Here is a 25,705-nt window from a genome sequence, read left to right as displayed (position 1 = left end):
ATCTCTTAGTCGATATATATCTTAGTCGCTAAGATAATTAGCGACTGTTACTTTTCCTACCACCTCGCGGATGCAAGGAGCAAGGCATGAGCAGACGACCGAAAGCGCTGATCATCGGCGGCGGTATCGCCGGTCCCGTGACGGCGATCTTCCTGAAGAAGGCCGGCATCGATGCCGAACTGTTCGAGGCGTGGCCCTATTCCACCGGGATCGGCGGCGGCCTGCAGATCGCGCCGAACGGCATGCATGTGCTGGCCGAGGTCGGCCTCGCCGACGAACTGATCCGGCGCGGATCGGTCGCGGAATCCTTCGATTTCCATTCCCAATCAGGCGCCCGGCTCGGTTCCGTCAACCAGAACATGAGGCAGCGTTTCGGCCAGCCCGCGGTGAATATGTGCCGCGCCACGCTGAACGAAGCCCTCATCAACAAGGCCTGGTGCGAGAATGTCGAGCTGCGGTTCGAGAAGCGGCTGGTTGCCATCGAGGATCCCGCCGACAAGCCCGTCGTCGCGCATTTCGCCGACGGCTCCTTTGCCGAGGGCGATTTCGTGATCGGCGCCGACGGCGTGCATTCCGCGGTGCGCGCGCATGTGATCCCCGATGGCCCAAAACCGTTCGACACCGGCCTGATCGGCTTCGGCGGCTTCGTGCCGCGATCATTGCTCGACGATGTGTCGATCGGTCAACGCGTGGTGACGACGTTCGGGCAAAGCGGTTTTTTCGGTTATGGCTTTTGCAGCTCCGATCCCAGCGACGGCGTGATGTGGTGGAGCACGCAGCCTTCGCACGGCAAGGACGCGGCAACGTTTCGCGCCATGAGCCAGGATGCGATCAGGGGGCATCTGCTCGATTTCCATGCCGGCTGGCACGATCCGATCCCGCGGATTCTGGAGGCGGCCGAAAATATCGTGGTGACGGCGACGCTCGATGTCGCGACGCTGCCGACCTGGTCGCGCCAGCGTACGCTTCTGATCGGCGATGCCGCGCACGCCACCAGTCCGCATGCCGGCCAGGGCGCGTCGCTGGCGCTCGAAGACGCCATGCGCCTAGGTCGCCTGATGCAGGACCGGCAGGAGCTTGGCGTAACCTTCCAGAATTTCGAGGTCGAACGCCGGCCCCGCGCCGAGAAGATCGTCGCCCTCGCCCGCCGCAACGGCAACAGCAAGCGCGAGTTCAGCGCCACCGGCGCCTGGATCCGCGACCGCATGCTGAAGCTGCTACTGCCGCTGTCGGCCAAGGGCATGGACTGGATGTACGCGTATGATCCCCGCGCGGCGGCGTAGCTGCTGTCGCCTCGGAGGCGGCTGTGTAGGGTGGGCAAAGGCGCGCTTCGCGCCGTGCCCACCATCTATCCACAATCGTTAGCTCGAATGGTGGGCACGCTTCGCTTTGCCCACCCTACGAATCCGAAGCCTACTGCTCCACCGTGAACGTCAATCCGGCATGATCGACCAGCCGCTTGATCAGCCTGTGCTGCATCGCCGCCCCCGGCGTCCAGATGCCGGCGGGAACATCCGGCGTGTCGCGCAGCAGGCAGATCGCGCATTCCGAGATCATCTTTGACGTCGAGCCATAGCCGGGATCGCGGTCGCCCTTTACCGACGCACGGACCTGGCGGCCGTCGGGCGCGATGGCGACATAGAGCAGATCATAGAGGCCGTTCTCGCGCTCTTCCTTCGACGGCCCTTCGCCCGGCTTGGGCGCACCGGGGCCGGTCTTTTCGGTGTTTGCGGCCATCACCAGCTTGGCGTTGGATTCGCCCTTCTCGCCAGCCCCCGTCAGCACCATTTCGTCGTAGACGAAATCCTTGCCGTACGGAAAGCCCATCAGCATGTTCGAGCGATGGATGTTACGGGTGTTGATGAGCGCCATCATGAAGGGCGCCGCCCAGGATTGCAGGTCTTCCTCATAGGCCGGCTTGCTGCCCGGCGGCTGTTTCGGCCCCTTGGATCCGGGCGTCAACGCGAACGGATCCTTGAGGATCGCAACGAGGCTGAGATCCTTGGCAACCGCGTCGAAGGTCGCCTTGGCGCTCGCGGCGGTGCCGCCGGACAGAGTGCCGCGCATATCGCGCACACGGCCCTTGACGCGCAAAGCCGGCGTGCCGAACACGCGCTTGGCTTCTTCCTGCACAAAGAAGGCACCGAGTTCGAACGGCACCGAGTCGAACCCGCACGAAAACACGATGCGTGCACCGCTGGCTTTCGCCGCGGCTTCATGCTTGTCGATCATCTCCCGCATCCAGAGCGGCTCGCCGCAGAGATCGAAATAATCGGTACCCGAGGCCACGCAGGCCGCAAGCAGCTCGTTGCCGTAAAACTGATACGGGCCGACCGTGCTGATCACGGATTTCGTCTGATCCACCATTGCTTTCAGCGAGGCGGGATCGGATGCATCCGCCACGATCAGCGGCGTATCGGCCGGCGCGCCGATCGCGTCGCGGACGGAGGCGAGCTTGTCCTTGCTGCGCCCGGCCATCGCCCATTTCAGACTGGCGTCGCCCTTGTATTGCGCGGCGAGATATTCGGCGACGAGCTGGCCGGTGAAGCCGGTGGCGCCATAGACGACGATGTCGAATTTCGACGAAGACATACCTGAATTCCCTCTAGTACTGCTCGTCATTGCCCACGGCAAACGCGAAGCGTTTGTCGCAGGCAATGCCGGTTTCCTCTCGCTTTCGCAAGCCTATTTCTTCGCGTATGAAACGCCCATGCCGGCGCGCACGTCGGCCTGGATACCATAGGGCGCGATCGGATAGCGCAGGCCGTTCTTGGCAAGCTGCTTCATGCCGACAATGGCCTTGGCGAGATGCTCTGGCTTGAGTGCCATCAGCATCTCTTCGTCGGGCACGCCGCCGTAGCGCCGCTCGGCAAAGCACGGCAGCGAAAGCGACGGCTCCCCGGTCTTGAGCGCCCTGCCCCAGGAATCCGCGCACGCGGTCTCGCCGACCACGCCCCATTCGAACTTCTTGTAGCCGGTATATTGCAGGCCGTTGATGAGAATAATCATCTGCCCGGGCGTGGCGTAGACCAGACAAATATCCGGCGGGTTGAGCCGGCCGCTGGTGAGCGGGCTCACCGCCATCGCCTGGTACTGGCCGTAAGGCACGACGTCGAGCGCCTCCTGACGCTTGCGCGCGTCCTCGGCCGTACCGTGCCAGACGCCGACGTAGTTTTCTCCGGCGAGAAACTTTTCGTCCTGCGGCGCCAGCCCGATCACGGCGCGGCACTGCGCGCCGACCAGATCGTCACCGGTGATGCCGACGGTCCAGCCGAGCCGCGAGGCCATGCTGACGATCTGGTCGGTGGTATGTACCGCCGAGGGACGGCGGATTTTCGGGATCGCGGTCATCTCCTCGACGCGGGCGAACATCTTGATGCCGATCACGGTCGTCTTCAGGCGAAGCAGACTGTTGAGGTCCGCCACCATGCCGGCCAAATCGAACGCTTCCGGCGGTGTCTGCTGTTGCATGGCATAAACTCCCGATCGGCGCGCTGAACAAGCGCCTTGCCCGATTGTAGCCCGGCTGGATGGGGGTTGCGACCTCTTACTTCGGCGCCGGCCCCGGCAACAACTCGTCGATCTTGCCGGTGAGCCGATATGCGATGAGGCCCATCCATTCGCGCACCGCAAGGTCGGTCCGTCCGAGCCCTTCGACGGCGACGTTTGAAGGCGTCATCAGGTCGTCGCGTCCGCCGACCCGCCAATCGACGGGATAGGGCTCGACCGCAAATCCCGCTTTTCGAAACAGGCCGACCGATCGCGGCATATGAAAAGCCGACGTCACCAGCAACCATCGTTCCCCGTCCTTCGGCGCGACCATTGCCTTCGAGAACTCGGCGTTCTCCTGCGTGTTGCGTGATCGCCGTTCCATGATCAGCCGCGATTTATCGACGCCGAGGCTTTCGAAGATCGCGCCCGCGAAATCAGCTTCCCTGGCATCGTTCGAGACGAGGTTTGCGTTGCCGCCGGAAAAAATCACGCGCGCGTTGGGATATCGCCTCGCCAGTGCGGCCGCAGCGATGATCCGGTCCGGCGCGCCCCGAACCACCGGCGTTCCATGCGCCACGGAGAGATCGGCTTCGATCGACGCCCCGAGCACGATGATGCCGTCAGGCGCACCGCGCGCGGCGTCCCATGACGGGAAGCGCTGCTCCAGGGGATAAAGCAAAGCTTTTCCGAGCGGCGACAGCCCGCAGATCACGAGGAGCAGCACGGCCGATACCACGAGCTTGCGGCCGAGCGATGCAAAGCGCGTCACCATCAGAATGGCGCCGACGAACCCGATGGCGATCAGGAAATTTGTGGGCAACAGCAGGTAGCCGAGCGTTTTGGACAGGACAAAAAACAAGGGAAGCCTCTGACAATGTCTGGTACAGCGTCATACGACGCCATTGCAGCAACCAAAAGCCTCCTCATGCCCCATCATCACCTGCATTCCAGCCCCGAAACCTGCCACTGGGGTTTTTTCGATGCGAAATTGAAGCCCATCATAACGATCGCCAGCGGCGATGAGGTCACCATCGAGACCGTCAGCGGCGGTCCGGAGGTCGTGCCGGACAAAAGCAAGTTTCACGTACCGCCCGAGCTTGCAGAGATTCACGCGAAGTGCGAGCGCCAGCTGCAGGGCCATATTTTGACCGGCCCGGTCGCGGTTGCCGGCGCCGAGCCCGGCGATGTGCTGGAAGTCGACATCCTCGACGTCCAGCTCCGGCAGGATTGGGGCTGGAATCTGATCCGTCCGCTCGCGGGCACCCTGCCCGACGATTTCCACGAGACGCGGATCCTGAACATTCCGCTCGACCGTGAACGCATGGTGGGCCGCATGCCATGGGGCCTCGACCTGCCGCTTAAGCCGTTCTTCGGCGTGATGGGCGTCGCGCCGCCGCCCGCCTGGGGGCGCATCACCTCGCTGATCCCGCGCGCGATGGGCGGCAACCTCGACAACAAGGAACTGGGCGCCGGTGCCAAACTGTATCTGCCGGTATTCGTGCCGGGCGCGCTGTTTTCCTGCGGTGACGGCCACGGCGTGCAGGGCGACGGCGAAGTCTGCGTCACCGCGATCGAGACCGCCCTGCAGGGCCGCTTTCGCCTGACGCTGCGCAAGGACCTGCGGCTTGATTATCCCCGTGCGGAAACATCAGATCATTACATGACGATGGCGATGGAGCCCGATCTCGACCAATGCGTGGTGCGCGCGCTGCGCGACATGATCGTGCTGCTGGGCGAGAAGCGCAACCTGTCACGGGAGGACGCCTACACGCTGTGCAGCCTCGCCGCCGATTTGCGCGTCACGCAGACCGTCAACGGCTCCAAGGGCATTCACTGCATGATCGCGAAAACGGTCGTGCACGGCTAGAGCATGATCCGGAAAAGTGGAGACCGGCTTTCCCTCGCGACAAACGCGGAACGCTTTGCGCGGAGACCATGCTCAACTAAAGAGATGAGATCATGATGCGTCAAATCGCATCATGATCTAACCCAGCCTTCAAAACTCCGAGCAGAGCTTTAGCCTGGCGTGGAACACCACGCTGGTTTTTCCGACCAGCGCCGTCCCATTCACTGCCGCCGCGTCGGCGGAATAGGCGCCGGTAAAGCCGCAGGCGACTTCACGCCCGCCGAACAGTGGCAGGCTGCCGGCGGACTTCGTGTGCTCATTGGTGATCAATTCGCCGCGCCATTTGCCGTGATCGGCGCGATAGGAGCCCGTGTAATAGAAATACGAGTCACCGCCGGCGATCTTGCCGTCGTGCAGCACAATCACGCCGTTGGCGCGGCCATGCCCGCCGTCCGTCATTTCGATCTGAATCGTGTAGAGGCCGTTCGTTACCGTCATTGCGCCCGTGCCGCCGTCCCCCGACATCATCGGCATTCCCTGCAGCGCGGCAATCAAGAAATGGGCGCGCGACTGGAGCGTTTCGCCGCGGCCGTGAACGCTGAGAAGCCCCGCCGGGAGCTCCGCTCAACAGGCGCTCAGCCACTCCACAGACCCGCCGTCGGATTTTTAACCGCTTTTTCAAACGGATAGGAAGCTATCCACAAGTCGTTTGACTCATGTGTGCAAAACTAAATAGAGTCGAAATAGTAACTTTTCAGTACATCGTTTAAAAGTTAGCGTTCCCCATGGCTACAGAAAAAGCCGAAACCGACCGCGTTCCCGTTACGTTGGCGCTCTCGACCATCAATTATCTCGAAAGACTGGTGAGACAGGGCACCCACGGCACCAGCGTTCCCGGCGTCGCAAGGACTTTGATCGAGGAAGGCATCCGGCTCGCCATCAAGGACGGGCTGCTTGCCATCCGCGACAACGGAAAGGCGTCCTGACGGGAATTTTCGGAACGCGGCGGTTCACACAGAATGTGGAACCGAGAAACATGCTTACGCATCTGCCGACCTGGACTACCGACCGCGTCGAATTGCTGAAGAGTCATTTTGAAGCCGGCCTTACCTGCCGCGAGATCGCCGCCAGCATCGGCGTCAGCCGCAACGCGGTGATCGGCAAACTCGCCCGCCTCCAGTTGACGCGCGGCCCGGCCCGCGCCGAACCGCGTCGGACCAAGACCGCCCGAGAGCGCTCCAGGAAATCCATTCCCAGGCTGCAGTATCAAATCCTGCAGGCCGTCTACGAAAACGCACAGCCGCTCCAGGAGGAGCCGATCGCAAGCGAACGCCGCTGCTCGCTGTTCGAACTCAGCGACAAACGGTGCCGTTGGCCGATCAGCACGCCCGGCGCGGAGGATTTCTGCTTCTGCGGCAACACGCCGGTTGAAGGTATGCCCTATTGCTCGGGCCACCACCGCCTCGCCTATCGTCCAGGCTCGCGCCAGCGCGTTGTGAGGGGATCAGACAATCGGTTCGCGTGAAGAAAACACGTCAACACAAGGAGAAGCCGTCGGTTCTGATTCCATCAGAACCGACAGGCCCTAGCCGAGCCGCCAGCCAACCTCTTCCGCAAAGCTCTTGAAGAACTCCGGCGTGTAGGCCTTTTCCGGGGTCTGCCGCACCCGCTCGTCGAGCTTGTGCGCATCGTCGCCGACGAGAATACGCCAACGCTCGGCCTTGACGCCGTCGAGGATGATCTTTGCCGCGGCCGCCGCCGTGGTCGGCGCCTCGTCGCGGAAGGTGCGCGCGCGGTCGAGTGCCATCTTCTGGATGTCGTCGTCCGACATCGGCGCGGTGTCGATGCCCATGCCCTTCAGGCGCTGCCGCGTCGCCAGGATTTCATTCGGGCTCAGTTGTTCGGATTCCGATCCGCTCTGGATCTTGCGCGAATTGGAAACGATCGACGTGCCGATATGCCCGGGCATCACGACCGAGCATTTGATGTGCGGCGCGTTAAGCCGCAGGTCCGTCATCAGCGCTTCGGTAAACCCTTTCACCGCGAACTTGGCGGCGCAGTAGGCGGTATGCGGCACGCCCATGCCGACCGACGCCCAGAAGCCGTTGACGCTCGATGTATTGACGATGTGGGCCTCGTCCGCCTTCATCATCAGCGGCAGGAAGGTGCGGACGCCGAGATAGACGCCGCCCCAGCAGATGTTGAAGGTGCGCTCCCACTGCTCGCGCGTGTTGGTGAACAGGCTGCCGCCACCGCCGATGCCGGCATTGTTGAACAAGAGATGGATCTTGTCGGTCGCCTGCTGCTCAATCAGCTCATCGCGAAAACGCTGGAGATGGTTCTCGATCGAGACGTCGGCGACATGCGTGGTGACGCGAAGGCCCTGCGGCAGCTTTTCCCCCTCGCACAACCGTTTGGTCTCGGCCATCGCCTCCAGCGAAACGTCGCACATTGCGACGTTGCAGCCTTCGGCCACGAGCTGGCGCGCGAGTTCGCGGCCCATGCCCGTGCCGCCCCCTGTGATCACGGCAAACTTTCCGGCAAAATCCTTCATTGAGATCGTTACCTCGGTTTTCGTTTTTGAATTGGAGCTCATGCCAACGAGCCCGTGCGTGACAGGACAGTAGCAGGTGGCAACCGCGGGTAAAGCGCAGGGACGTTTCGTCAGGCGGAATTACTCCGCCGCTTCGGTTTGACGGTCCCACGCGCCCAATCCCTCAAGCGCCTTCCTGATGGCACCCTGCTGCGCGGGCGATGCTTCCGGCATCGGTGCGCGAGAGAATGTCGTGGGCAGTCCCTGCAGCGACTGCGCATAGCGCACGCACGCCGGCAGATTGTCCGAGACGATCGCGTTCCACAACGTCAGCAGTTTTTGGTGCAGCTCCAGCGCGCGAACATGGTTGCCCGCCTTGACCACGTTCCAGAGTTCGACGGAAGCGTGCGGCGCGGCGCTCAGGATCGCCGCGATCGATCCATGCGCACCGAGCGCGTAGGATGGGTACATCAGCGCGTCGACGGCGCTGTAGATCAATTTGTCCGGCGCCATCATCATGAGATCGGCGAACAGTTTCAAATCGCCCGCGCTCTGCTTGACGCCGACGACCAGCGGCACCTCGTTCATGATGCGGGTCAAAAGCGCTGGCGAGAGGTAGGACCACGGCACCACGTTGTAAATGATGATCGGCATGCCGGTTTCGTCAGCCATGCGGCGGAAGTGATCGACCATCGCCTGCTCGTCCGGCTTGAACAGATAATGCACCGGCGTCACCTGAAGTGCTGCGACATTCATGTCGCGCACCAGTCGGCCGCGCCGGATCGCATCGCGCGTGGAGTCGACGATGATGCCAGCAATCACGGGCGCGCGCCCTTTCGCGGCTTCCACTGTCGCCGCCACCAGGTCGCGATACTCCTCATGGTCGAGCGTATGCCCCTCACCGGTCGAACCGCCCGCCGCCATGCCATGGCTGCCGGCGCCGATCAGCCAGTCCACCTGAGGAGCAACAAGACTAAAATCGATCTCGCCGTCTTTCCGGAACGGCGTGGTCATCGGCGGTATCACGCCGGTCGGACGTGCTTTCATGGGCTGGCCCTCACGCTTCCATCCGTTATGTGCGGGTGTGTCCCCGCTTTGCCGGCAACATCAGCCGGTTGCAGCGAGCCTATGGGATGTCGGGGCAGCTTTCCAGTTGCTGAATTGGCACGGCAGGTTATCGGAAACGCCGCGTGAACCGGCTGTCGATCAAAGCCGGCCCCGCGCCCGTAGCGCGCAATAATTCCACGCAGGCACATCAACGCTTGCAGATATCGCGGGTCTCTTTCTCCTCACGCATGATCCGCATGATTTCGGGGGCGGCAAAGCTGCCGAAATCAGCAGCAACAAGCGTGCCATAGCGCCGGTGGTTCTTGAGTGCGTTCAACAATTTATCGCTCATATTTCTGATGACGCTTGCGGCGTCGGCTGGGATCGGCGGCTTGGACGCTTCAGCCTGCTTTGCGAAAGCAAAGAACTTCGTGGTGGCCTCAACCATCGCTGCGCGGTTATCAGGGTCACAGAGTTCACGATCTTCCTGCGCATAAATGCAGCCCGCCAGCTCTCCCCATCTGGCGGCCAAATCAACCGTCCGGAAATCCGATCTCGGATCGTCTGGTTTGCCGGCCAGGCTGGAAATGTTCGCCTGCATGGTGCCGCCCTTGAGGATGAAGTATCCAGCACTTGGCTCCATCTTCGCCGCTTCCGGACCGACGTCCACAACGCGGAAAATGCAGCTCCGCACGACCGGCGCCACCTCCGGCCGGCCGAGGCGATTGGCATCGGCGAACAACGAGACGCTGGGCCCGACCGAGACGAAACCTGACATCGCACTCGATATATTCGGGGCCCAGATCCACCCGCCGACCACGAGGAATCCTCCGGCGAAAGCCAGGATGAGGGTGAGAAATTGACGGATCAAACTCAAAGGTCCCACTCCTAAACTCTGGGGCAGTTGTCGGTCGTGCCCTTGTACCGATCGAGCATCGGCTTCATTCCCGACGGGACGGTCCAGCCGAAGTCAGCCTTGATCAGCCGGCCATTGCTGGTGTCCTGCATCAAGGCCGTGTTGATCGCTCGGTTGCGAGGGCTGTCCCAGAGATTCCTGACCGTGGACATCTCGGATTCGCCATATCGCTTGGCGGTATTCATCATTTCATCGAACGTCGAGAAATAGCGGTTGATGTAATCGACGATGTAGGCGCGATTGTTCCGCTCGCAGATCGCGTTCGGATGGGTGACGAGATAGCAGTTCAGCGCCGCCGTCATCTCTTTCGCCCGGTTGAGGTCTCGCCAGTCGACACGATGTTCTTTGCTCGTGAGCTTTGGCAGCAGCTCATCACGCTCGGGGCTTTCAAGCGCGGGATAACAGGCTTCGCGTATTTTGGCCTCTTTCCATTCGCCCATACGTTGTCCGCCCGGCAGGTAGTCCCCGGTGTGGCCGAGGACGAAGTAGTTGATCAGGTTTATGCCCCAGAAAAATGCCACCCAAGACAAAGGCCGCACGCATCAAAAGATTCATGGCTCAACGCCCAACAACGGTTGTATCGGGATATCTATTACACTCAGAGTATGCTGAGAACGTTAATCGCGGATCGATGCGTGGGGTTGAGGCGAACTTACCGGAGCGGCGACGCGCATCGGAGTTCTGGTACCTCGGGTAGATCGTCGCGCATCAACCAGATGTCGCGGGCACTTTCGCTCAGCGCAGGCCGATCCGCCGGTCGGCTCGGGCAGAATTCTGGACCGCGCAGCTTTCAATGGCTGGCCTTGTTGGATCGCAGCACCGAACCCGTCCCGACAGCCGGTCGTTGAAGATGCTTAAAAATCCCTCAAAATGCGAGAGCATTGATCCGACTGCCGAGAAGTTGCATGGCCAGATCAATACTCCTTTCACAGTCTCGCACTATTTATGGGGTCTCAATGAATTGGGGACTCGCATGGTTGAGGATGCTGCCAACCCACCAAATCAGGTCGCGATATCCCGGAATCGCGCGGTTTCGGCCGCGCTCCATCAATGATTTTCCCACCGGTCGCGCCGACGGATGGCCCACCGACTGTGTCCTCGTTCGATCCGCGGCTGGAAAGCCTGCGTGGCCTCGCGGCGCTGATAGTATGCGTGCACCACGGAATGAGCGTGTTCGCCGACAATGCGCGTCTTGTTGTCATGGACGCGCTGATGTTTGCGTTCAATTCCGCGGCCGCGGTGATCTTCTTTTTCGTGCTGAGCGGCTACGTGCTCGGCCGCGCGCTGGAGCGCGACGGCGAATTTGTGACCTACCTGGTACGGCGGCTGTTCCGGTTGCTCCCGCCCTTCGTGGTCGTGGTGCTGTTCACGTTCGCCTGCGAGCGGCTCTTCCGTATCGATCCCGCACCGTCGGGCTTGATGCCGGGTTTCCAGCGCATGTTCTGGCCGCAGCCGACCTGGGATGCGCTGTGGGATAACCTGCTCCTCAGTTCGTTCAAGGTGAACGGTCCGACGTGGACGCTCCTTACGGAACTGCTGGGCGCCCTGATGCTGCCATTTGTGGTCGCTGTGCACGTCAGAATCGAGCCGCAGTGGCGCTGGGCACTGTTCATCGCGATCACGACACTGCTCGCGGTCAGCCCTTATCACACGCTGTTGTGGTTCTATTTCGGCTGCTTTCTCGCCAAGGAGATTAGCGCGTTGCTGGCGGGACGGCCTCGGCTTGCCGCAATCACGTTCGTCGTCGGCCTGATCGGCCTCGAGATGGCCGGCACCAACTCCGAATTTTATGCAGTCGGCATCGTCATCCCGTCAGCGATCGCAGCGGCGCTGATGATCGGCTCGGTGGCGGCATCGCGCGAGTTGCTGCAGTGGACGACGGTTGCTCCGTTGCGATTCCTCGGACGAATCTCCTACAGCCTCTATTTGGTGCATTGGCCGATCTTCTACGTCTGTACCTTGCTCGCCGTTATTTGTCGCCCGATCATGCCGACCCATATCTGGGGAAATCTGTTCGTGATGGTGACGTCCGTGATCATCGCGGTTGCCCTCGCCGGGCTGTCCTATCGATTTGTCGAAGCGCCCTCGATCAGAGCGGGCAAGTCGATGGCGCGTGCCCTGGCGCAGACGTGGACGAGGATTTGGCGGCCGCAAGCCGAGGCGGCCTGAAGCGACGGCTCAGCTCGGGCCGAGGCCACAGGGTGCGACATCAGCGCTCGTTGAACCTTTGGCTTCCGCCAACGACCTACTGACCAGAGGGAGTGTCATCCAGAGGAGGCCGCCGTGAGCCAGTGGCACGACAACATGGTCGATCGACCGGAAACGGATGGTGCGGCTTACCTGACCGGCTGGACCGTCAGCGGAGTAGCTGTGCTTGTGGCCATCGTGGCCGTCTGGGCACTCGGCATCTAGCGGACATCCGCCAACGCCCATCTATTTGCAAGTTCACGCCTAAACACTGATCGGCCGGTGTTAGGCAGAGGTTGGCGACTATCAGTCAAAGCGCGCGGCGGCGCTGCCGTTATACAGCCACTGCCGGGTCTGCTCCTCGGTCCATCCGGGAACCGCGACTTGCGGCGTGGGACCGGTGACACGTTGGATCGGGCGTAAGTGACCCTCGCGCGGTTTGGAGCGATGCGCTGGCGCGGCGTTGGCAGTAGCGCACAAGGTGATCAACAGGCCGAAGGCCATAACCGCTCGCATCGTATTTGCTCCGCTATCACTGACATCACGCTGCCATGTGCGCACGTGCGGCCGCCTCCTCAAGTTGCAACGGCTTCACGATCAGTCAAATACGCTTGATGCCGCTGGCTCGTATGCCTGTCAAAACGCACGGAATAAAAATCAATTTAAATGGTGTCGGCGGATGGCGAACTTACATCCATCTTCAGGCACTTCGGGGCAACGAATTTCGCAGAACGGCTATGTCGCGCGCTTCCGAGACTTCCTGGCGCGGGGAAGGCCCGCGAGCGGCGTCGCCAGGCGCGATCGTCAAGGGCGAGCATGGCCTGCCGGTCGGCGCGCGCAGCTACGGCAACTGGTTTCGCGACATCGCGCGTGCGGCCGGCATTCCGGATGCGGTCTTTGGAAAACGGACGCTCGCGCCGGCGGTGCCACCGAGGCCGACGAGGCCGGCGCCGCGGTGGAGGCAATTCAGGGCGCGCTGACCCACACCAACAAGGCGACGACGCTGCGGCACCCTTCGCGGCCGGTGCACCAAGACGCTTTCGGAAATCGCCGAAGCGCGCAATGGCAAGCGCGCCGCGGAAAATGACAGCGGTACAGCGTAAGAACCGCCCGTCAGAATCAGACGAAAAACGTCAGAATGGCAGGTAGGGAAATCAATGAGTTAGATGGTCGGAGCGAGAGGATTTGAACCTCCGACCCCTAGTCTCCCAGTACAGTGGGCTCGGTCGGAATCCTTTTTTCTTGTCTTCGGCTTAGCTCGCTTTGTCGAAAACAGCCTGCCGATTTCCCCGGGAAAGATTGAGCTGCTCAATGGCGTCGGCGACTTCATCCTCCAAGACGTGCGCGTATTTGCTCGTCGTCTTCAGGTTGGCGTGGCCAAGCGCTTTCTGCACGAGTTTCAAATTGCCGGTGCCGCGTAGCAGCTTGGTCGCGAAGTCGTGGCGGAAGTCATGGAAGCGGAAATCGGTCACGCCCGCGTCGGTGCGCGTGCGCCTCCATCTCGTCTTCACGCCGCTAATCGTCATCGGGTATCGCTGGCCCCGGATGATCTCACGAGGCTTGATGGTCTTCTCGGCAATGTAGGTGAAGACGGCTTCCGGGTGGTGACCTTGCAACGGCCACAGGATAGCGTGAATGCTCGGCGTGATCTTCAGGGTGATACGCTTGCCGCCCTTGCCTAGCTTGGTGATGGTCTTGGTGCCGAAGTTGACTTCGCTCCATTTTAATTCGACGGCGGCACCTTGTCGCCAGCCAGAGGCCGCCACGAAATCGAATAGCGGCCGGTAGTCGTCGCGCATCGCGGCATCGATTGCATCGCCCTCGTGATCCTGCAATTCCCGAACCCGTTCCTCCGGTTCTTTCAGGAAGTGCGATTTCCATTTCGGCTCATGCTCGAAGCGCACGCCCTCGCCTTTGGCGAACGTGAACAGCTTTTTCAAAACTTCCGTTGTGCTGCGATTGACCGTAGCGGGTGCGACCAGTGCCTTCGATCCCTTGACGTGCTGGCCCCGACGCCATGCCACCATCTTGGCAGCATCGTTGTCGGCGATCTCGGTCAACAGCTTGGCCTCGCCGAAATGATCGACCAGCCGATTGAGATCGCGTTCAGTGGTGTCGGCACCCGCGTGATGCTTGCCGATCTGTTCCCAGTAACGCGCCGCGACGTGCACGATCTGCAGCGAACCGGTAACGCGCAACGATGCCTTGATTGCCGCTTTGGCCTTGTCGCGTTCCGCCGCTTCTACTTGTTCGGCTTCTTTGCGAGCTGTGCAGCGCGTCGAGCCATGAAACCGTCGGCCTCCGATTTGGAAGTCGAACCAGTAGTACGGCGCTGACTTCTTTGATTTGTAGACGGACATGACGGCGACTCCCTTTGCGTTCGTCGTTCAATGAACTCGTCAAGGTCTGCCTTGGTGAGCCGGATGCGCGGTCGCTTTTTGCCGCGACCTACGTTGATGTATTTCAATTCACCGTCGTCGATGAAGGCGCGAACCTGATCCGACGTGATGCCGAGATATTGCGCGGCATCGTTGATCGACAACGCGGCGGGAGGCGCTGCCCTTTTGCGCGGAAACACGGCGAAGCCCAACGGCTCGCCAGTGATGACGACGTCATCAGGGTACACGCTGACAAGCATCAGATGCTCCTGAATAGTCATATAAGTTGACGCTTGGGGATTGAAAGTACCCCAAAGAGATACGTATTGGCAATGTAAGCGGCCCTCGCCGGACGTTTGGGCGCGTCAGCGAGGGCCTAAACCACAACTCTCGCCGTAGGAGGGCGAATCATGGCGAAGGCTAGAGCAAAGCGTATCGACAGCGCCAGCGTCGAGGGTATGACCGCCTATAAATTGCGCGGCGGTGGGTATGAACTCGACATCGCTGCCTCAAACGGTCAGCCCCGCACTCGCCCAACATTCAAGACGTTGGAGCTGTTGATCCGCTGTCGCGATGAGACCGCAGCGAAGAAATCCACCGGCAAGTTTAAGGTCGGTATGGGTAAAGCCACGTTCAGCGAGGCGCTGGACGATTTGATTGAGCGCAAGAAAAACGAGGACGTTGGAAAGGGCTATCGGGACGGCATTCTAAGTATCATCAACAGCCATCTTCGTCCCGCGTTTGGTGCGCGCAAGCTGCACGAATTCGCTGACGAGCACATGGAATTTGTGGAGGTCTGGTTGAAACATCAGGCCAGCCACCATCACACCGGAGCTGATCGTCTCTCGTTTATTCGCACCGTGCTTAGCATGGCGTTCAAGGAGGCGATCAGACTCCGAAAGATGGACGCGCCTAATCCCGTCAGAGAATTTGAGCTTCAAGTCCCGCAGCTGAATCAGAAAGAGGATCGCGAGGCCCTGACCCTAGAGCAGATGTCAGTGCTGGTGAAGGCGGTTCTGACTCGGACCGAATCGGATCGCAGCGAGCTGACATGGTGTACCCGTTGGATGATGATCATGATCGGCATGTTTGCCGGTCTGCGCAATGAGGAATGTTCGGGGCTGTTTTGGGATTGCGTCCACATCGAAGACCGCACCATCGATATGAACCGCATTTGGCGCGATGGTGAAGGGATTATTTCGGCTGCCAAGAGCAAAAACGGCAAGCGCACTATTCCGATGTCGCCAATTTTGGCTGCGGCTTTTGTCGCTTATGGCCAGCGGCTGGTCGGGATGGAGCGCAAACTTGAAGGCCCGGTTTTGATCTGTAAGTCAGAGATCGTGAAGCCGGAGGCCATCTCGTCTCAGCATTGGAATGCTATTGCACGTAAGGCTGGCTTTCCTGATGCTAGCGAGCCCGGACGGCACACGTTCTACACGGTCGGTCGGCATACCTGCATCAATCTATGGCGTGCCGTTGGGATTCCGCTCGATACCGTGGCGGCAATGGCGGGTGACAAAACCGACACCATCGATGAAAATTACAAGCACACGGTTTCAATCTCACGCTTCAAGGTATTGAGAAAAGAGATCGAAGCGCGCGGCTATAAGGGGTATGAGGCCGACGATTTGGTCGAGCGCTTGGGCACCGTTCTGTATGATCGCTTGTGCGCCGAAGGCATTGACGTCGGCTGCGCACCGCCTCGATCAGCAACGCCGCTATCGATCAACAGTCCGACGGCACCGCTGGCATTGACGAACGGAAACATTATCGACGTCACGCCGAATTCCCAACTTGCGCCATTCGAGGCGCAGCCGACGGTTATGATTCGCTCGTCGAAACAGCTTCGTGAATGGCAGGCCGGGGAAGTTAAACGCCTTTGGTCGGCAGGCTGGACCAAGGCCCGCATATCCATCGATCTGGGTATCGACCACAACACAGTCAGTGCAATGGTTCGCGAAATTGAAGTCCCGGAAATACAAACCGGGTTCATGCCGCGCGATAAATATCAGGCCAAGGTCAAACAGCTCGCGATCTTGCAAAAGCAGCATCCAGATTGGGCGGTGCTCGCGCTTGCAAAGGCCCTCAACGTGCGTCCGCGATGGGTCGTGCGTCACGCGGCACGCGGGGGAAATCCCCTGCGGCATTCCGGACCGGGTGCCTTCAAGCTCGGCAAGCACGAGCAGTTGATCCGGCGTTCGTTCGCCCAGAAAAAGAGCCTCAACCAGATCGCGGATGCCATCAATCTCTTGGCTACATCAGAAGCTGAGAAGGTCACGCGCACCGGGGTCAGATGGTACGCAAAGAACCTTGGCCTGACCCCAACCTACGAGGGCAATGGCGTGGCGAAGGTCGATCAGTACGACGCCGATATCATTCGCATGGTCGCCGAGGGCAAAGGCGGCAAGGCTATTTCCCTCACCTTGCCGGTCTCTCACAGCGCGGTTAACCGGCGCATCAAAAAGCTCGGCCTCACGGTCACCGCAAAGGGGACTGGTCACCAGCTCGGCGATAAGCATGATGATACCATTCGTGAGATGTTTGCCCAAGGCAAAGACGGCAGAAAGATTGCACACCTGCTATCGATTAGCCACTCTGCGATTTGTAGGCGGATCAACGCGTTAGGGCTGAACACTGGCTGACCGAAAAAGCCAATGCGACAGACATGCAAGCGAAAAACACCATAGCTCACAATATCTTATAACCCGTTTTGGGAAAGATTTGGGACATTACCCGATTCCGACCTGCTCCCGACCACTAAAAACCCAATGATTTCAGTAGGGGTCCGCGTCTAACCCAAGAAGATGGGCGTGATCTTTAGGCTATCGAAAACGCCTATTTTTATAGGGTTTCTGAGTGCCGTCGGACACCTGAATAGGCGTTTTTCCGGGTCTTTCTTGGGACGAATTTGGGAAGGCGTAAACACGCGCAATCGACCTATTTCTATAGGGTTTGCGGCATGATCGGCGCGGCTGCGTTTTGTAGTTTGGAACGGTTTTTCTGGGACGAATTTGGGAATGACGCTGTTTCTGTGCAGTGTTCCATCATCTCTTCGAATAGGCCCTCGACGCTTGGTGCGCCGGGGGCCTCTTTCGTTTGTCCGCGCGGTTCCATTGATGACAGTGGTGACAGTACTTTTCCAGAAAATCGGAAATACCCTGGGGCGCTCGACGCGCCGCGCCTCACAGGGGTCGCTGAGCGCGTTTCGCTGACGGCAGCGCCCCGAACCATCAACCTCGACTGAAACGGCACAGGCGGCACGCAGGCGTGATCCTGACGGCCGCGTGAAAGGAACACCCCGCGATGACAATGACGAACCAGACTATTCGCGTATACCGTGCCGACACCGCGCGGTTGTCGGTGACGCTGACGCAGGCGGACGGTAGCGCATTTGATCCGACCATCAACGCCGAGATCAAATGGCGGATGTCGAAAAACTGGCATTCGACCGAGGTCGAGGCCCTCGCGCGCAAGGAGATCGGTGCTGGCCTCGAAGTGGTCGATGGCGGTGTCGAAATCACGCTTGAATCGGGAGACACCGATTTCCCGCCCGGCCTCTATCATCACGAGCTGAAGTTGTTCGATGGTGGCGATGTTTCGACGGCGATGACCGGGACCGTCGTGATCAAGGCCGCGATGTGGATGGGGACGACGCGGGTGACACCGAGCGGTGTAATTTACCTTCAGGCCAGCGTGCCGACAGTGGACGCCTGATGATGAAAGACGACATCACAACGATTCCCGACGCATTGACGGCCTACGATTTCCTTGAAGCTCGGACCTACATCACGTTGCACGATGAGTTCGTGCTGCTGCGCATGCGAACGACGCGCGGCTCCTACTGGTTTCGCCTAACGCGTGAGGAATACGTTCGCTTCGCGGCATTCCTGACGAGTGAAGCACAGCTCATGAATCACTGACATGGCCAGCCACATCAAGTTCTATAACACTGCCGACTGGCGGTCGGTTCGGCGTCGTCAGCTTGTGCGCGAGCCGTGGTGCCAAAGCTGTCCTGATGATCTCACGCCTGCATTCGCGGTCGATCACATCGTGCCTATCAGTGCAGGCGGCGCGAAGCGAGACCCCGCGAATTTACAGTCACTTTGTGAAGCCTGTCACGGTTTGAAATCTCGATGCGAGCAACTCGGTCAAACATGGATAGCACTGCGGTATCGAGGATGCAGCGTCGATGGTGCGCCGCGCGTTGCTTGGGGGCCGGAGGGGGATCAGCCTCTAGGGGCTAATCGCGACCGAGCGCCCGCTTCGACCAAGCGGTAGTTTGTTTCTCAAAAAAATCAGGATGGCCGGTTGGGATTGCGAGGTCCGAACGCGAATAAGCGTGATTTAGAAGTCACTTCTAAATCAGCTGTTGCCAGCTGGAAGCGCAAGAAAACCCGTGTCGGTCGGGTCATCTCGTTCCTGCAAAGTCTGCCGATCACCAAGGGGATTTACGCCGGTCGCAAGATGCGGCTGCTGCCGGGTCAGCGCAAGTTCATCAAGGACATCTATGGCGACGTGTCGAAAGACGGTCGGCGTCGGGTGCGGATCGCAATCAAGAGTGAACCTCGCGGTAACGGCAAGAGCGGCTTGCTCGCAGGCTTAGCGCTTTGTCACTTACTCGGCCCTGAGTGCGAGCAGCGCGGCGAAGTCTACAGCGCGGCTTACAACAAGATGCAGGCCGCGCTGATCTTCGCAGAGATGAAAGCGATCATCGAGGCCGTTCCGGAGTTCGCGGCCCGCGTCAACATCAAGCGCCAAGTCAAAATTTTGGAAGTGATGGAGGGCGACGGCGTCGGCAGCATTTATGAATCATTATCGGCAGACGGCAAGCGCGCCCATGGCCTCGCGCCGTCGTTCTGGATTTACGACGAATTCGCGCAGGCTCCGAATAGCGATTTGCTCGATAACCTGCGCACGGCGATGGGCAAGCGGCGCGAAAGTCTCGGCGTCGTTATCAGCACGCAAGCCGCCAACGATCAACATCCCCTGTCGCAAATGATCGATGATGCCAAGCTCGGCGTCGATCCCAGTGTATATTTGCAGCTAGCCGTCGCGCCGGACGACGCTGATATCTACGATGAAAAAACTTGGCGCGCTTGCAACGAAGCGCTCGGCAAATTTCTCGATCTAAAGGAATTCCGGTCGCAGGCGGCGCTTGCAAAACGGTTGCCGAGTTTCCGCGCCAAGTTCGAAAATCTGCGGCTCAATCGTCGCATAGATGCCAACGTTCAATTCATTTCCGATTTCGATTGGATGACGTGCAACGCCCCGCTCGACATGGCCGAGCTACTCGGCAAGCCCTGTCACGCTGGCCTCGATCTGTCGCAGACCACGGACATGAGCGCGTTGGTTTTGTACTGGCCACACAACGGCGCGGTGCTGCCCTACTTCTGGTTACCCGAGGAAGGTTTGCTGGATCGTGATCGCAAGGAAGGCGGCCACTATCGCAACTGGCGCGATGCCGGTTTGTTGGAAACGACGCCCGGCCGCGCGATCAACTTCAAGGCCATCATCAAGCGGCTTGCCGAGATCAACGTCGAATACGATCTACGCGCCGTCGCCTATGATCGCGCCTTCATCAATACGTTCAAGGTGCAGTGCGCCGAGCAAGGCGTGGTGTTGCCGCTGGAGGAATTCGGCCAAGGCTACGTTTCCATGGCCGGTCCCGTACAACTGTTGGAGGCCGCTGTCCTCGACCAGCGCATTCATCACGGCGGGCATCCGATTCTGCGCTGGCAGATTTCGAACGTCGCCATCGAGATGGACCCGGCAGGCAACCGCAAGCCGAACAAGAAGCGTGCCATTGGCCACATCGACGGCGTCGTCAGCCTGATGATGGCTGTGGGCAGCGCCAGCCGGACACCACCGCCGCGTCGGTCGGTCTACGAGGATCGCGGCATCCTGACGATTTGAACTGGCTCAGATGAGACAGTTGTATCAATTAGTTGCTAAAGCAACTAATATCCCCCGAGGCCCGCAGTGACTGCGGCCCTTTTCCCAGTCCGGGGACGCCCGGCAAGATGGAGGCCAACTATGGCCAAGCTGCACGAGTTGCAGGAATCGCGCGCGCGCGCTGTTTCTGAAATGCAAATTCTCAATGACAAAGTCGAAACCGAGACGCGGGATTATTCCGATGTCGAGGACAAGCGCCACAAGGAATTGAAAGTTGAACTCGCCAGTCTCGACCGGCAGATTCAACGCGCGGCCGATCTGCAGGAAGCGACGCGATCAGCGCCCGCGATTCTCCATCACGGTCGAGGCGATGGGAATTTTGAAGATCGCTGCCGTCGCGATTATTCGCTGATCCGAAACATTGCGCATCAGTCCGGTATGGGCGTCGATGCTGGCTTTGAGATCGAAGCCAGTCGAGAGTTACAGCTGCGGTCGGGTATCACGGCCGGGGGCATGCTTGCTCCAACCCAAATTTTTGAACGGCGCACCATCTTGACCACTGCGCCTGTCGGCGGTCCGGGCAGCAACGTGATTCCGACCGATTACATGGCCGCGCAGTACATCGATATTCTGCGGGACAGTCTGACCACGACGCGGCTCGGCGCGCGCGTGCTGTCGAATCTGCACGGCAACGTCGCCATCCCCAGACTCAAAACTTCAGCGACTGGATACTGGGTTGCGGAAGATTCGGCGATCACCTTGTCGGATCAAGAAAACGAACACGTGACGATGACGCCGAAAACGGTCGGCGCGCGCACCGAAGTTTCGCGCCTAATGCTGTTGCAATCTTCGCCCGATATCGAAACGCTTATCAGGGACGATTTCGCTGCACTGATCGCAAGGGCTATCGACAAGGCCGCACTCGTCGGCGGCGGGGCGAATGAACCGACTGGCGTTCTCGCAACGTCCGGCATTGGCGACGTTCCGGGCGGCACGAACGGTCTCGCGCCGACTTATGCCAACATCGTTGCACTGATCACGATGGTCGCTGGCAATAACGCACTGCAGGGCAATCTCGGTTTTGCTGGCAATAGCAAGTTTGCCGGTAAGGCAGCTGGCGTTCTCAAGTCGGGTGCGGACACGGCAAGCAACTTCATCATGAGCCCCGGCGATCAGACCTTGCTCGGCTACAAATTCGTGATGTCGAATCTTGTGCCGTCCACTCTCACCAAGGGTTCGTCGGGTGCGGTCGCGTCGGCGCTGATCTTTGGCAACTGGTCCGATCTGATTATCGGTTATTGGTCGGCATTTGACGTGCTCGTCAATCCCTACGCCGAAGTGCCGTACAGCAAAGGAAACGTTCAAGTCAGAGCGATGGCGACATGCGATGTCGCGATCCGTCACCCGAAAAGCTTCGCCGCGATCAAAGATATTTTGACAACGTAATCGCCATGGACATGGAACGCCGTGCCGCATCGACCGAACTTCGCGCCAAGGGTCGGCGCTTGTCGGGCTATGCGGCAACGTTCGGCACCGAGGCGCGCATCAATGATTTTACGGAAACGATTTCGCACGGTGCGTTTCGTAAGACATTGGCCAGCGGCACGGATGTACTGGCGCTGGTCGATCACGATCCGCATCGGGTGCTGGCGCGCACCCGGTCGAACAATCTTCGCTTGATGGAAGACAGTCGCGGTCTGTCGTTCGATCTCGACGTGCCCGATACATCTTACGGCCGCGACATTCTCGAACTGGTCACGCGTGGCGACTGCGGCGGAATGAGTTTTGGATTCGTCGTCGTCGAGGAGCGTTGGGACGGCGATCACCGCATCCTCAACAGCGTTGATCTGAGAGAGATCAGCGTCGTCAGTTCGCATCCAGCCTACAGCAACACAACTGTGCAGGCCCGGTCGCGTCCGTCACCCGTATTGTCCTCACGGGTGGCGGCGCGTCGGCGTTTCTTGGAAATTGTCCGATGAGCATCCTGTCGCGCATGTTCGGATCAACTGGTCCACATGGACCAGTTGAAAAGCGCGCCGCGCCATCGTCATGGGATTTGATGCGCGGGCTTGGCGAAACGCAGTCCGGCGCAAACGTCAGTCCCTACTACGCCGAAAATTTATCGGCGGTCTATGGTTGCATCCAAGCGATTTCGGAAACGGTCGCGTGTCTGCCTCCCCGCGTGTACCGGATGGCTGGCGACGGGGTGAAGCTCGCGGACATGACGCATCCCGTCGCCAGACTGTTTAAGCAGCCGAACGAAATCCAGACTTGGCCGGAATTCATCGAGATGCTGCTGGGCCTTTGCCTGTTGCGCGGCAATGCCTATGCCGAGATCGTGCGCGATGGTGCGGGGCGGGTCGTCGCGCTGCTGCCGCTGCATCCCGATCAAGTCGGCGTCTGGCGCATCCCCAAGACCAGACAGATTGTCTATGACGTTTCCGACCTGGACGGTCGTCGTCGTCGATTGCTGCCGGAAGAAATGCTGCACCTCCGTGATCGGTCGGATGATGGCATCATCGGCAAGAGCCGATTGCAGCGAACCCGCGAAGCGCTCGGCACGACCATTGCGACCGAGACGCATGCGGCCGCGACATTCCGAAACGGCGCGCGGCTGTCGGGTGTGCTCAGTCATCCCGAACATCTCAGCACTGACGCGCATCGGCATCTGCGGGATTCCTTTACTGATAAGTTCGCCGGTAGCGACAAGGCTGGCCAAGTCGCGGTTCTCGAAGAGGGAATCAAGTGGCAGTCGATCAGTGTCAGCCCGGAGGACTCCGAGCTGCTGGCGTCGCGGCGGTTCGGCACCGAAACCATTGCACGAATTTTCAGAGTCCCGTTGCCGCTGCTCGGCGACATCTCGAACGGCTCTTATGCCAACGTCGTCGAACTCAACAGGATGTTTGCAACGCATTGCCTGACGCCGTGGATCGTGCGGCTTGAACAAGCGATCATGCGCGATCTGCTTTCGGCAGAAGGCAAGCGGACGCATTGCGTCGAGATCGATCAGGATGATCTGTTGCGAGGCGACATGCTGCAGCGCTGGCAAGCGTACCGGATCATGCGCGAGATCGGCGGCGCAAGCGCCAACGAAATCCGCGCATGGGAGCGGATCAACCGGCGCAGCGATCCGGGCGGCGACGAATTCCTGTCTCCGATGAATATGCAATCCGAACAAACCGGCGCACCGAAACAAGAATCTTAAGCGAGGCCACATCGTGTTAATGCAAACGCCGCGACGCGTTTCGACGCGCGGATATTGGGCGCAGCCAGCTGCGCCACGTCGAAAGCAGCCGCGCGTCGTCTGGCAGATGAGCGAACGTCAGCTCACCGATATTGTCAAATCGCTGCTGCCGTTTTTGCGTGAAGCGCAGCCGACAGCTTTCGCCGAAGAAGGTCCGCGCCGACACAAGATGCGTTCGAAACTATGCTTGCAGGGTTGGCCGTGGGATTACGCCGATCAGCAGGCCGCCGCTATTCTTCACACCGCCTTGAATCGGATCGGCGCGCACCGCCCCCGTTGGATCGAGGGACAACAGGAATATTGCCACGACGGATATCTGCGCGATGATCATTGCTGGGGCTGTGGATCACCACTGCCGCAATACAAAAAGAAATATTGCTGCGGTCAATGTGCCGCCGCTGTCCGTCGCGAGCACGTCCGCACGATGTATGATAACTTCATCTTCTGATCTGCTCGACCGCTGTCCGCATTGCGGAAAGCCGCTGCCGCTTGATCACGATACCCGGCAAGTGTTTTGCAGTTACAAATGCAGCCGGGCCGCCTACTGGCGGATGGTGTCGGAATCCAAACGACAGGCGCGGGCCGGGAAAACCTGTCAGCACTGCGGCGCGGAGTTCGATGCCAGATATCTCAGCAGGCAGATTTTCTGTTGCCGCAGGTGCGCCCGGGATTACCACAACGGTCTGCGGCGGCCATTGGTCCGTCGTAAACCCGGCCGTGTCCCGCGTGCCATCAGCAGAACCTGCCTTCACTGCGGTGATCGTTTCGACGCCAGAAGGGTCGAGCAAATTTTCTGTTCGCTCAGTTGCTGTGCGTCGTTTCGTAACCGCCTTCGCTTGCGCACCCGGTGCCCCGGGACTTTCCCCGGGACTCTATGACGGCAAGCCCGGGATTTTGCCCTATTTTGTCTGGGTATTAAGCAACTGTGGAATAAACCACAGTTGCAATTTCGTAAGTCTTTTCAGGGGGTTTATTGGTCGGAGCGAGAGGATTTGAACCTCCGACCCCTAGTCTCCCAGACTAGTGCGCTAACCGGGCTGCGCCACGCTCCGATGCCGTTCCATTAGCTGCGATCAGCGCCCGGCGCAAGGCGCGCGAGCGGCCTCATTGAGGCCGGTGGACCACCGGTTCCGGCCTGCCCGCTCAGCCGTCCTTCAGGGCGTTATCCAGCAATTGCCGGCAGGCGACGAGATCCTGCAGTACCCGCTCCAGACGCTCGCGGTCGGCTTCAGAAGGTCCCGGCTTGGCCTTGGCGAACGGCAGTAAAATGCCCTCGTCGTCGGTATCGACAAAGCGGTAGTCGATTTCCTTTTCTTCGGTCTCGTAATCCTCGTCTTCGGCATCGACGGTCGGCGTCTCGCCTTCCTCAGGCTCCTGCAGGCTGAGACCGATGGCCTCCTCGACCGCGCCGAACGTGACGGCGGAAGTCTGGTCGGCAAGGCCCTGCACCGATTTGATGCCGTGCTCTTTGAGGATCCGCTGCACGCCGCGGATGGTGTAGCCCTCGCCGTATAACAGCCGGCGGATGCCCTTGAGCAGGTCGACGTCGTCAGGGCGGTAGTAACGCCGCCCGCCGCTTCGCTTCATTGGCTTGATCTGGGCGAACCGCGTCTCCCAGAATCGCAGCACGTGCTGGGGAATATCGAGTTCTTCAGCGACTTCGCTGATGGTGCGGAACGCATCCGGCGCTTTGTCCAAATGCCAGCTCCTCTCAACTCATCTTGTTGGTGAAGACGCGGTACTCGCCTTGTTACGCGGCCGTGTTACTCGGTCTCGCTAGTCGATCTTGCCTTCGCCGTTGCCAACCGCGTGTCCGTTGATCCGCTGCTTCAGAATAGCCGACGGCTTGAACACCATCACACGACGCGGCGAGATCGGCACTTCAGTACCGGTCTTCGGGTTACGTCCGATCCGTTGACCCTTCTTGCGAACCATGAAGGAGCCGAACGACGACAACTTCACCGTCTCGCCCTTCTCCAGGCAATCGGTAATCTCTTTCAAAACGAGCTCGACAAACGCAGACGATTCCGTTCGCGACAAGCCCACCTTCTGGTAGACCGCCTCGCACAAATCGACGCGTGTGACTGTTTTTCCGGTCCCGGTCATCGCCTGCCCCGCACTCTCGGCGAACAATTTACTCTCTGAAATTAGGAGGTTAGCTCGCAATGGT

30 protein-coding genes and 1 tRNA gene are annotated in these 25,705 nt (G+C 60.0%); 16 read left to right on the top strand and 15 right to left on the bottom strand.

What is annotated here, in order from left to right; genetic code table 11:
• Positions 1-86 precede the first annotated feature (86 nt).
• Complete coding sequence (locus ACVWVY_RS25620) at positions 87-1,283, top strand: FAD-dependent oxidoreductase (protein ID WP_456628972.1); 1,197 nt, start codon at positions 87-89, stop codon at positions 1,281-1,283.
• Between the two features lie 130 nt (positions 1,284-1,413).
• On the opposite strand, the gene ACVWVY_RS25615 is transcribed toward ACVWVY_RS25620, so the two are convergent.
• The 3 genes from ACVWVY_RS25615 to ACVWVY_RS25605 all read right to left on the bottom strand — a co-directional run bounded on the left by ACVWVY_RS25615 (position 1,414) and on the right by ACVWVY_RS25605 (position 4,351).
• Positions 1,414-2,592: a saccharopine dehydrogenase family protein gene (locus tag ACVWVY_RS25615; protein WP_456628971.1), complete on the bottom strand. Its 1,179-nt coding sequence runs from the start codon at positions 2,590-2,592 to the stop codon at positions 1,414-1,416.
• 93 nt (positions 2,593-2,685) lie between these two features.
• Positions 2,686-3,471, bottom strand: coding sequence for a DUF169 domain-containing protein (locus ACVWVY_RS25610; RefSeq protein ID WP_456628970.1), 786 nt, complete (start codon positions 3,469-3,471; stop codon positions 2,686-2,688).
• A gap of 76 nt (positions 3,472-3,547) precedes the next feature.
• Positions 3,548-4,351: a YdcF family protein gene (locus ACVWVY_RS25605; RefSeq protein WP_456628969.1), complete on the bottom strand. Its 804-nt coding sequence runs from the start codon at positions 4,349-4,351 to the stop codon at positions 3,548-3,550.
• Between the two features lie 66 nt (positions 4,352-4,417).
• Between ACVWVY_RS25605 and ACVWVY_RS25600 the strand changes: the two genes are divergently transcribed.
• Positions 4,418-5,359: an acetamidase/formamidase family protein gene (locus tag ACVWVY_RS25600; RefSeq protein WP_456628968.1), complete on the top strand. Its 942-nt coding sequence runs from the start codon at positions 4,418-4,420 to the stop codon at positions 5,357-5,359.
• Positions 5,360-5,488: 129 nt separating this feature from the next.
• Here ACVWVY_RS25600 and ACVWVY_RS25595 read toward each other — a convergent pair whose 3' ends face one another.
• A complete protein-coding gene (locus ACVWVY_RS25595; RefSeq protein WP_456628967.1) occupies positions 5,489-5,893 on the bottom strand; it encodes a GrlR family regulatory protein in 405 nt (134 codons plus the stop codon).
• A 230-nt stretch (positions 5,894-6,123) separates the two neighbouring features.
• Between ACVWVY_RS25595 and ACVWVY_RS25590 the strand changes: the two genes are divergently transcribed.
• Together ACVWVY_RS25590 and ACVWVY_RS25585 are read left to right on the top strand one after the other, a co-directional pair.
• The gene (locus tag ACVWVY_RS25590; RefSeq protein ID WP_057839093.1) at positions 6,124-6,324 is read left to right on the top strand and encodes a hypothetical protein; all 201 of its coding nucleotides are present in this window, start codon (positions 6,124-6,126) and stop codon (positions 6,322-6,324) included.
• 50 nt (positions 6,325-6,374) lie between these two features.
• Positions 6,375-6,863 (top strand): GcrA family cell cycle regulator, encoded by a 489-nt coding sequence (locus tag ACVWVY_RS25585; protein WP_456628966.1) that lies wholly within the window; start codon positions 6,375-6,377, stop codon positions 6,861-6,863.
• Positions 6,864-6,923: 60 nt separating this feature from the next.
• Here ACVWVY_RS25585 and ACVWVY_RS25580 read toward each other — a convergent pair whose 3' ends face one another.
• The 4 genes from ACVWVY_RS25580 to ACVWVY_RS25565 all read right to left on the bottom strand — a co-directional run bounded on the left by ACVWVY_RS25580 (position 6,924) and on the right by ACVWVY_RS25565 (position 10,355).
• On the bottom strand, positions 6,924-7,892 hold the full coding sequence (locus tag ACVWVY_RS25580) for an SDR family oxidoreductase (protein ID WP_456628965.1): 969 nt from the start codon (positions 7,890-7,892) through the stop codon (positions 6,924-6,926).
• Between the two features lie 120 nt (positions 7,893-8,012).
• Positions 8,013-8,918 carry a dihydrodipicolinate synthase family protein gene (locus tag ACVWVY_RS25575; protein WP_456628964.1) on the bottom strand — a complete coding sequence of 302 codons (906 nt, stop codon included), beginning with the start codon at positions 8,916-8,918 and terminating at the stop codon, positions 8,013-8,015.
• Positions 8,919-9,126: 208 nt separating this feature from the next.
• Complete coding sequence (locus ACVWVY_RS25570) at positions 9,127-9,660, bottom strand: hypothetical protein (protein WP_456628963.1); 534 nt, start codon at positions 9,658-9,660, stop codon at positions 9,127-9,129.
• Between the two features lie 146 nt (positions 9,661-9,806).
• The gene (locus ACVWVY_RS25565) at positions 9,807-10,355 is read right to left on the bottom strand and encodes a hypothetical protein (protein WP_456628962.1); all 549 of its coding nucleotides are present in this window, start codon (positions 10,353-10,355) and stop codon (positions 9,807-9,809) included.
• Positions 10,356-10,926: 571 nt separating this feature from the next.
• On the opposite strand from ACVWVY_RS25565, the gene ACVWVY_RS25560 reads away from it, so the two are divergent.
• Both ACVWVY_RS25560 and ACVWVY_RS25555 read left to right on the top strand, forming a co-directional pair.
• Positions 10,927-12,003 carry an acyltransferase family protein gene (locus ACVWVY_RS25560; RefSeq protein ID WP_456628961.1) on the top strand — a complete coding sequence of 359 codons (1,077 nt, stop codon included), beginning with the start codon at positions 10,927-10,929 and terminating at the stop codon, positions 12,001-12,003.
• Positions 12,004-12,117: 114 nt separating this feature from the next.
• The gene (locus ACVWVY_RS25555; RefSeq protein WP_456628960.1) at positions 12,118-12,246 is read left to right on the top strand and encodes a hypothetical protein; all 129 of its coding nucleotides are present in this window, start codon (positions 12,118-12,120) and stop codon (positions 12,244-12,246) included.
• A gap of 81 nt (positions 12,247-12,327) precedes the next feature.
• On the opposite strand, the gene ACVWVY_RS25550 is transcribed toward ACVWVY_RS25555, so the two are convergent.
• Positions 12,328-12,537, bottom strand: a complete 210-nt coding sequence (locus ACVWVY_RS25550; RefSeq protein WP_456628959.1) for a hypothetical protein — start codon at positions 12,535-12,537, stop codon at positions 12,328-12,330.
• A gap of 221 nt (positions 12,538-12,758) precedes the next feature.
• Here ACVWVY_RS25550 and ACVWVY_RS25545 point away from each other — a divergent pair, with 221 nt between their 5' ends.
• Positions 12,759-13,001, top strand: a complete 243-nt coding sequence (locus tag ACVWVY_RS25545; RefSeq protein WP_456628958.1) for a hypothetical protein — start codon at positions 12,759-12,761, stop codon at positions 12,999-13,001.
• Between the two features lie 273 nt (positions 13,002-13,274).
• On the opposite strand, the gene ACVWVY_RS25540 is transcribed toward ACVWVY_RS25545, so the two are convergent.
• Positions 13,275-14,081, bottom strand: a complete 807-nt coding sequence (locus ACVWVY_RS25540) for a tyrosine-type recombinase/integrase (protein ID WP_456628957.1) — start codon at positions 14,079-14,081, stop codon at positions 13,275-13,277.
• Between the two features lie 182 nt (positions 14,082-14,263).
• The gene (locus ACVWVY_RS25535) at positions 14,264-14,680 is read right to left on the bottom strand and encodes a helix-turn-helix domain-containing protein (protein ID WP_456628956.1); all 417 of its coding nucleotides are present in this window, start codon (positions 14,678-14,680) and stop codon (positions 14,264-14,266) included.
• A gap of 129 nt (positions 14,681-14,809) precedes the next feature.
• Between ACVWVY_RS25535 and ACVWVY_RS25530 the strand changes: the two genes are divergently transcribed.
• The 9 genes from ACVWVY_RS25530 (at position 14,810) to ACVWVY_RS25490 (ending at position 23,983) form a co-directional block, all read left to right on the top strand.
• Positions 14,810-17,041, top strand: coding sequence for a tyrosine-type recombinase/integrase (locus tag ACVWVY_RS25530; protein WP_456628955.1), 2,232 nt, complete (start codon positions 14,810-14,812; stop codon positions 17,039-17,041).
• A gap of 661 nt (positions 17,042-17,702) precedes the next feature.
• A complete protein-coding gene (locus ACVWVY_RS25525; protein ID WP_456628954.1) occupies positions 17,703-18,113 on the top strand; it encodes a hypothetical protein in 411 nt (136 codons plus the stop codon).
• Between the two features lie 2 nt (positions 18,114-18,115).
• Positions 18,116-18,319, top strand: coding sequence for a hypothetical protein (locus ACVWVY_RS25520; RefSeq protein WP_456628953.1), 204 nt, complete (start codon positions 18,116-18,118; stop codon positions 18,317-18,319).
• Position 18,320: 1 nt separating this feature from the next.
• Positions 18,321-18,677 (top strand): HNH endonuclease, encoded by a 357-nt coding sequence (locus ACVWVY_RS25515; protein WP_456628952.1) that lies wholly within the window; start codon positions 18,321-18,323, stop codon positions 18,675-18,677.
• A 30-nt stretch (positions 18,678-18,707) separates the two neighbouring features.
• Positions 18,708-20,312 (top strand): terminase large subunit, encoded by a 1,605-nt coding sequence (locus tag ACVWVY_RS25510; RefSeq protein ID WP_456628951.1) that lies wholly within the window; start codon positions 18,708-18,710, stop codon positions 20,310-20,312.
• A gap of 120 nt (positions 20,313-20,432) precedes the next feature.
• Positions 20,433-21,737, top strand: coding sequence for a phage major capsid protein (locus ACVWVY_RS25505; protein ID WP_456628950.1), 1,305 nt, complete (start codon positions 20,433-20,435; stop codon positions 21,735-21,737).
• A gap of 5 nt (positions 21,738-21,742) precedes the next feature.
• Complete coding sequence (locus ACVWVY_RS25500; protein WP_456628949.1) at positions 21,743-22,270, top strand: HK97 family phage prohead protease; 528 nt, start codon at positions 21,743-21,745, stop codon at positions 22,268-22,270.
• Entirely contained in the window at positions 22,267-23,496 is a 1,230-nt protein-coding gene (locus ACVWVY_RS25495) for a phage portal protein (RefSeq protein ID WP_456628948.1), read from the top strand. The genes ACVWVY_RS25500 and ACVWVY_RS25495 overlap by 4 nt, the downstream gene beginning before the upstream one ends.
• 106 nt (positions 23,497-23,602) lie before the next feature.
• Positions 23,603-23,983: a hypothetical protein gene (locus ACVWVY_RS25490; RefSeq protein ID WP_456628947.1), complete on the top strand. Its 381-nt coding sequence runs from the start codon at positions 23,603-23,605 to the stop codon at positions 23,981-23,983.
• Here ACVWVY_RS25490 and ACVWVY_RS25485 read toward each other — a convergent pair.
• The 4 genes from ACVWVY_RS25485 to ACVWVY_RS25470 form a co-directional block, all read right to left on the bottom strand.
• Positions 23,973-24,323, bottom strand: coding sequence for a hypothetical protein (locus ACVWVY_RS25485; protein WP_456628946.1), 351 nt, complete (start codon positions 24,321-24,323; stop codon positions 23,973-23,975). The two genes, ACVWVY_RS25490 and ACVWVY_RS25485, sit on opposite strands and share 11 nt — an antisense overlap.
• A gap of 186 nt (positions 24,324-24,509) precedes the next feature.
• A tRNA-Pro gene (locus ACVWVY_RS25480) sits at positions 24,510-24,587 on the bottom strand.
• A gap of 91 nt (positions 24,588-24,678) precedes the next feature.
• Positions 24,679-25,233: a MerR family transcriptional regulator gene (locus ACVWVY_RS25475; RefSeq protein ID WP_456628945.1), complete on the bottom strand. Its 555-nt coding sequence runs from the start codon at positions 25,231-25,233 to the stop codon at positions 24,679-24,681.
• 78 nt (positions 25,234-25,311) lie between these two features.
• Positions 25,312-25,641 (bottom strand): integration host factor subunit alpha, encoded by a 330-nt coding sequence (locus ACVWVY_RS25470; RefSeq protein ID WP_456632308.1) that lies wholly within the window; start codon positions 25,639-25,641, stop codon positions 25,312-25,314.
• Between the last annotated feature and the right edge of the window lie 64 nt (positions 25,642-25,705).

This window comes from Bradyrhizobium sp. URHC0002, assembly GCF_054059515.1.
The sequence above is the reverse complement of the archived record's forward strand: the minus strand, read 5'-3'. Positions and strand labels throughout refer to the sequence as shown.

Excerpts from the sequence above, each read along its gene's own strand:
- ACVWVY_RS25505 (WP_456628950.1), top strand. The coding sequence starts at position 20,433 with ATGGCCAAGCTGCACGAGTTGCAGGAATCGCGCGCGCGCGCTGTTTCT.
- ACVWVY_RS25520 (WP_456628953.1), top strand. The coding sequence starts at position 18,116 with ATGAAAGACGACATCACAACGATTCCCGACGCATTGACGGCCTACGAT.
- ACVWVY_RS25620 (WP_456628972.1), top strand. The coding sequence starts at position 87 with ATGAGCAGACGACCGAAAGCGCTGATCATCGGCGGCGGTATCGCCGGT.
- ACVWVY_RS25495 (WP_456628948.1), top strand. The coding sequence starts at position 22,267 with ATGAGCATCCTGTCGCGCATGTTCGGATCAACTGGTCCACATGGACCA.
- ACVWVY_RS25490 (WP_456628947.1), top strand. The coding sequence starts at position 23,603 with ATGAGCGAACGTCAGCTCACCGATATTGTCAAATCGCTGCTGCCGTTT.
- ACVWVY_RS25515 (WP_456628952.1), top strand. The coding sequence starts at position 18,321 with ATGGCCAGCCACATCAAGTTCTATAACACTGCCGACTGGCGGTCGGTT.
- ACVWVY_RS25530 (WP_456628955.1), top strand. The coding sequence starts at position 14,810 with ATGGCGAAGGCTAGAGCAAAGCGTATCGACAGCGCCAGCGTCGAGGGT.
- ACVWVY_RS25500 (WP_456628949.1), top strand. The coding sequence starts at position 21,743 with ATGGACATGGAACGCCGTGCCGCATCGACCGAACTTCGCGCCAAGGGT.
- ACVWVY_RS25535 (WP_456628956.1), bottom strand. The coding sequence starts at position 14,680 with ATGACTATTCAGGAGCATCTGATGCTTGTCAGCGTGTACCCTGATGAC.
- ACVWVY_RS25585 (WP_456628966.1), top strand. The coding sequence starts at position 6,375 with ATGCTTACGCATCTGCCGACCTGGACTACCGACCGCGTCGAATTGCTG.
- ACVWVY_RS25525 (WP_456628954.1), top strand. The coding sequence starts at position 17,703 with ATGACAATGACGAACCAGACTATTCGCGTATACCGTGCCGACACCGCG.
- ACVWVY_RS25600 (WP_456628968.1), top strand. The coding sequence starts at position 4,418 with ATGCCCCATCATCACCTGCATTCCAGCCCCGAAACCTGCCACTGGGGT.
- ACVWVY_RS25470 (WP_456632308.1), bottom strand. The coding sequence starts at position 25,641 with ATGACCGGGACCGGAAAAACAGTCACACGCGTCGATTTGTGCGAGGCG.
- ACVWVY_RS25545 (WP_456628958.1), top strand. The coding sequence starts at position 12,759 with ATGTCGCGCGCTTCCGAGACTTCCTGGCGCGGGGAAGGCCCGCGAGCG.
- ACVWVY_RS25580 (WP_456628965.1), bottom strand. The coding sequence starts at position 7,892 with ATGAAGGATTTTGCCGGAAAGTTTGCCGTGATCACAGGGGGCGGCACG.
- ACVWVY_RS25575 (WP_456628964.1), bottom strand. The coding sequence starts at position 8,918 with ATGAAAGCACGTCCGACCGGCGTGATACCGCCGATGACCACGCCGTTC.
- ACVWVY_RS25550 (WP_456628959.1), bottom strand. The coding sequence starts at position 12,537 with ATGCGAGCGGTTATGGCCTTCGGCCTGTTGATCACCTTGTGCGCTACT.
- ACVWVY_RS25590 (WP_057839093.1), top strand. The coding sequence starts at position 6,124 with ATGGCTACAGAAAAAGCCGAAACCGACCGCGTTCCCGTTACGTTGGCG.
- ACVWVY_RS25610 (WP_456628970.1), bottom strand. The coding sequence starts at position 3,471 with ATGCAACAGCAGACACCGCCGGAAGCGTTCGATTTGGCCGGCATGGTG.
- ACVWVY_RS25615 (WP_456628971.1), bottom strand. The coding sequence starts at position 2,592 with ATGTCTTCGTCGAAATTCGACATCGTCGTCTATGGCGCCACCGGCTTC.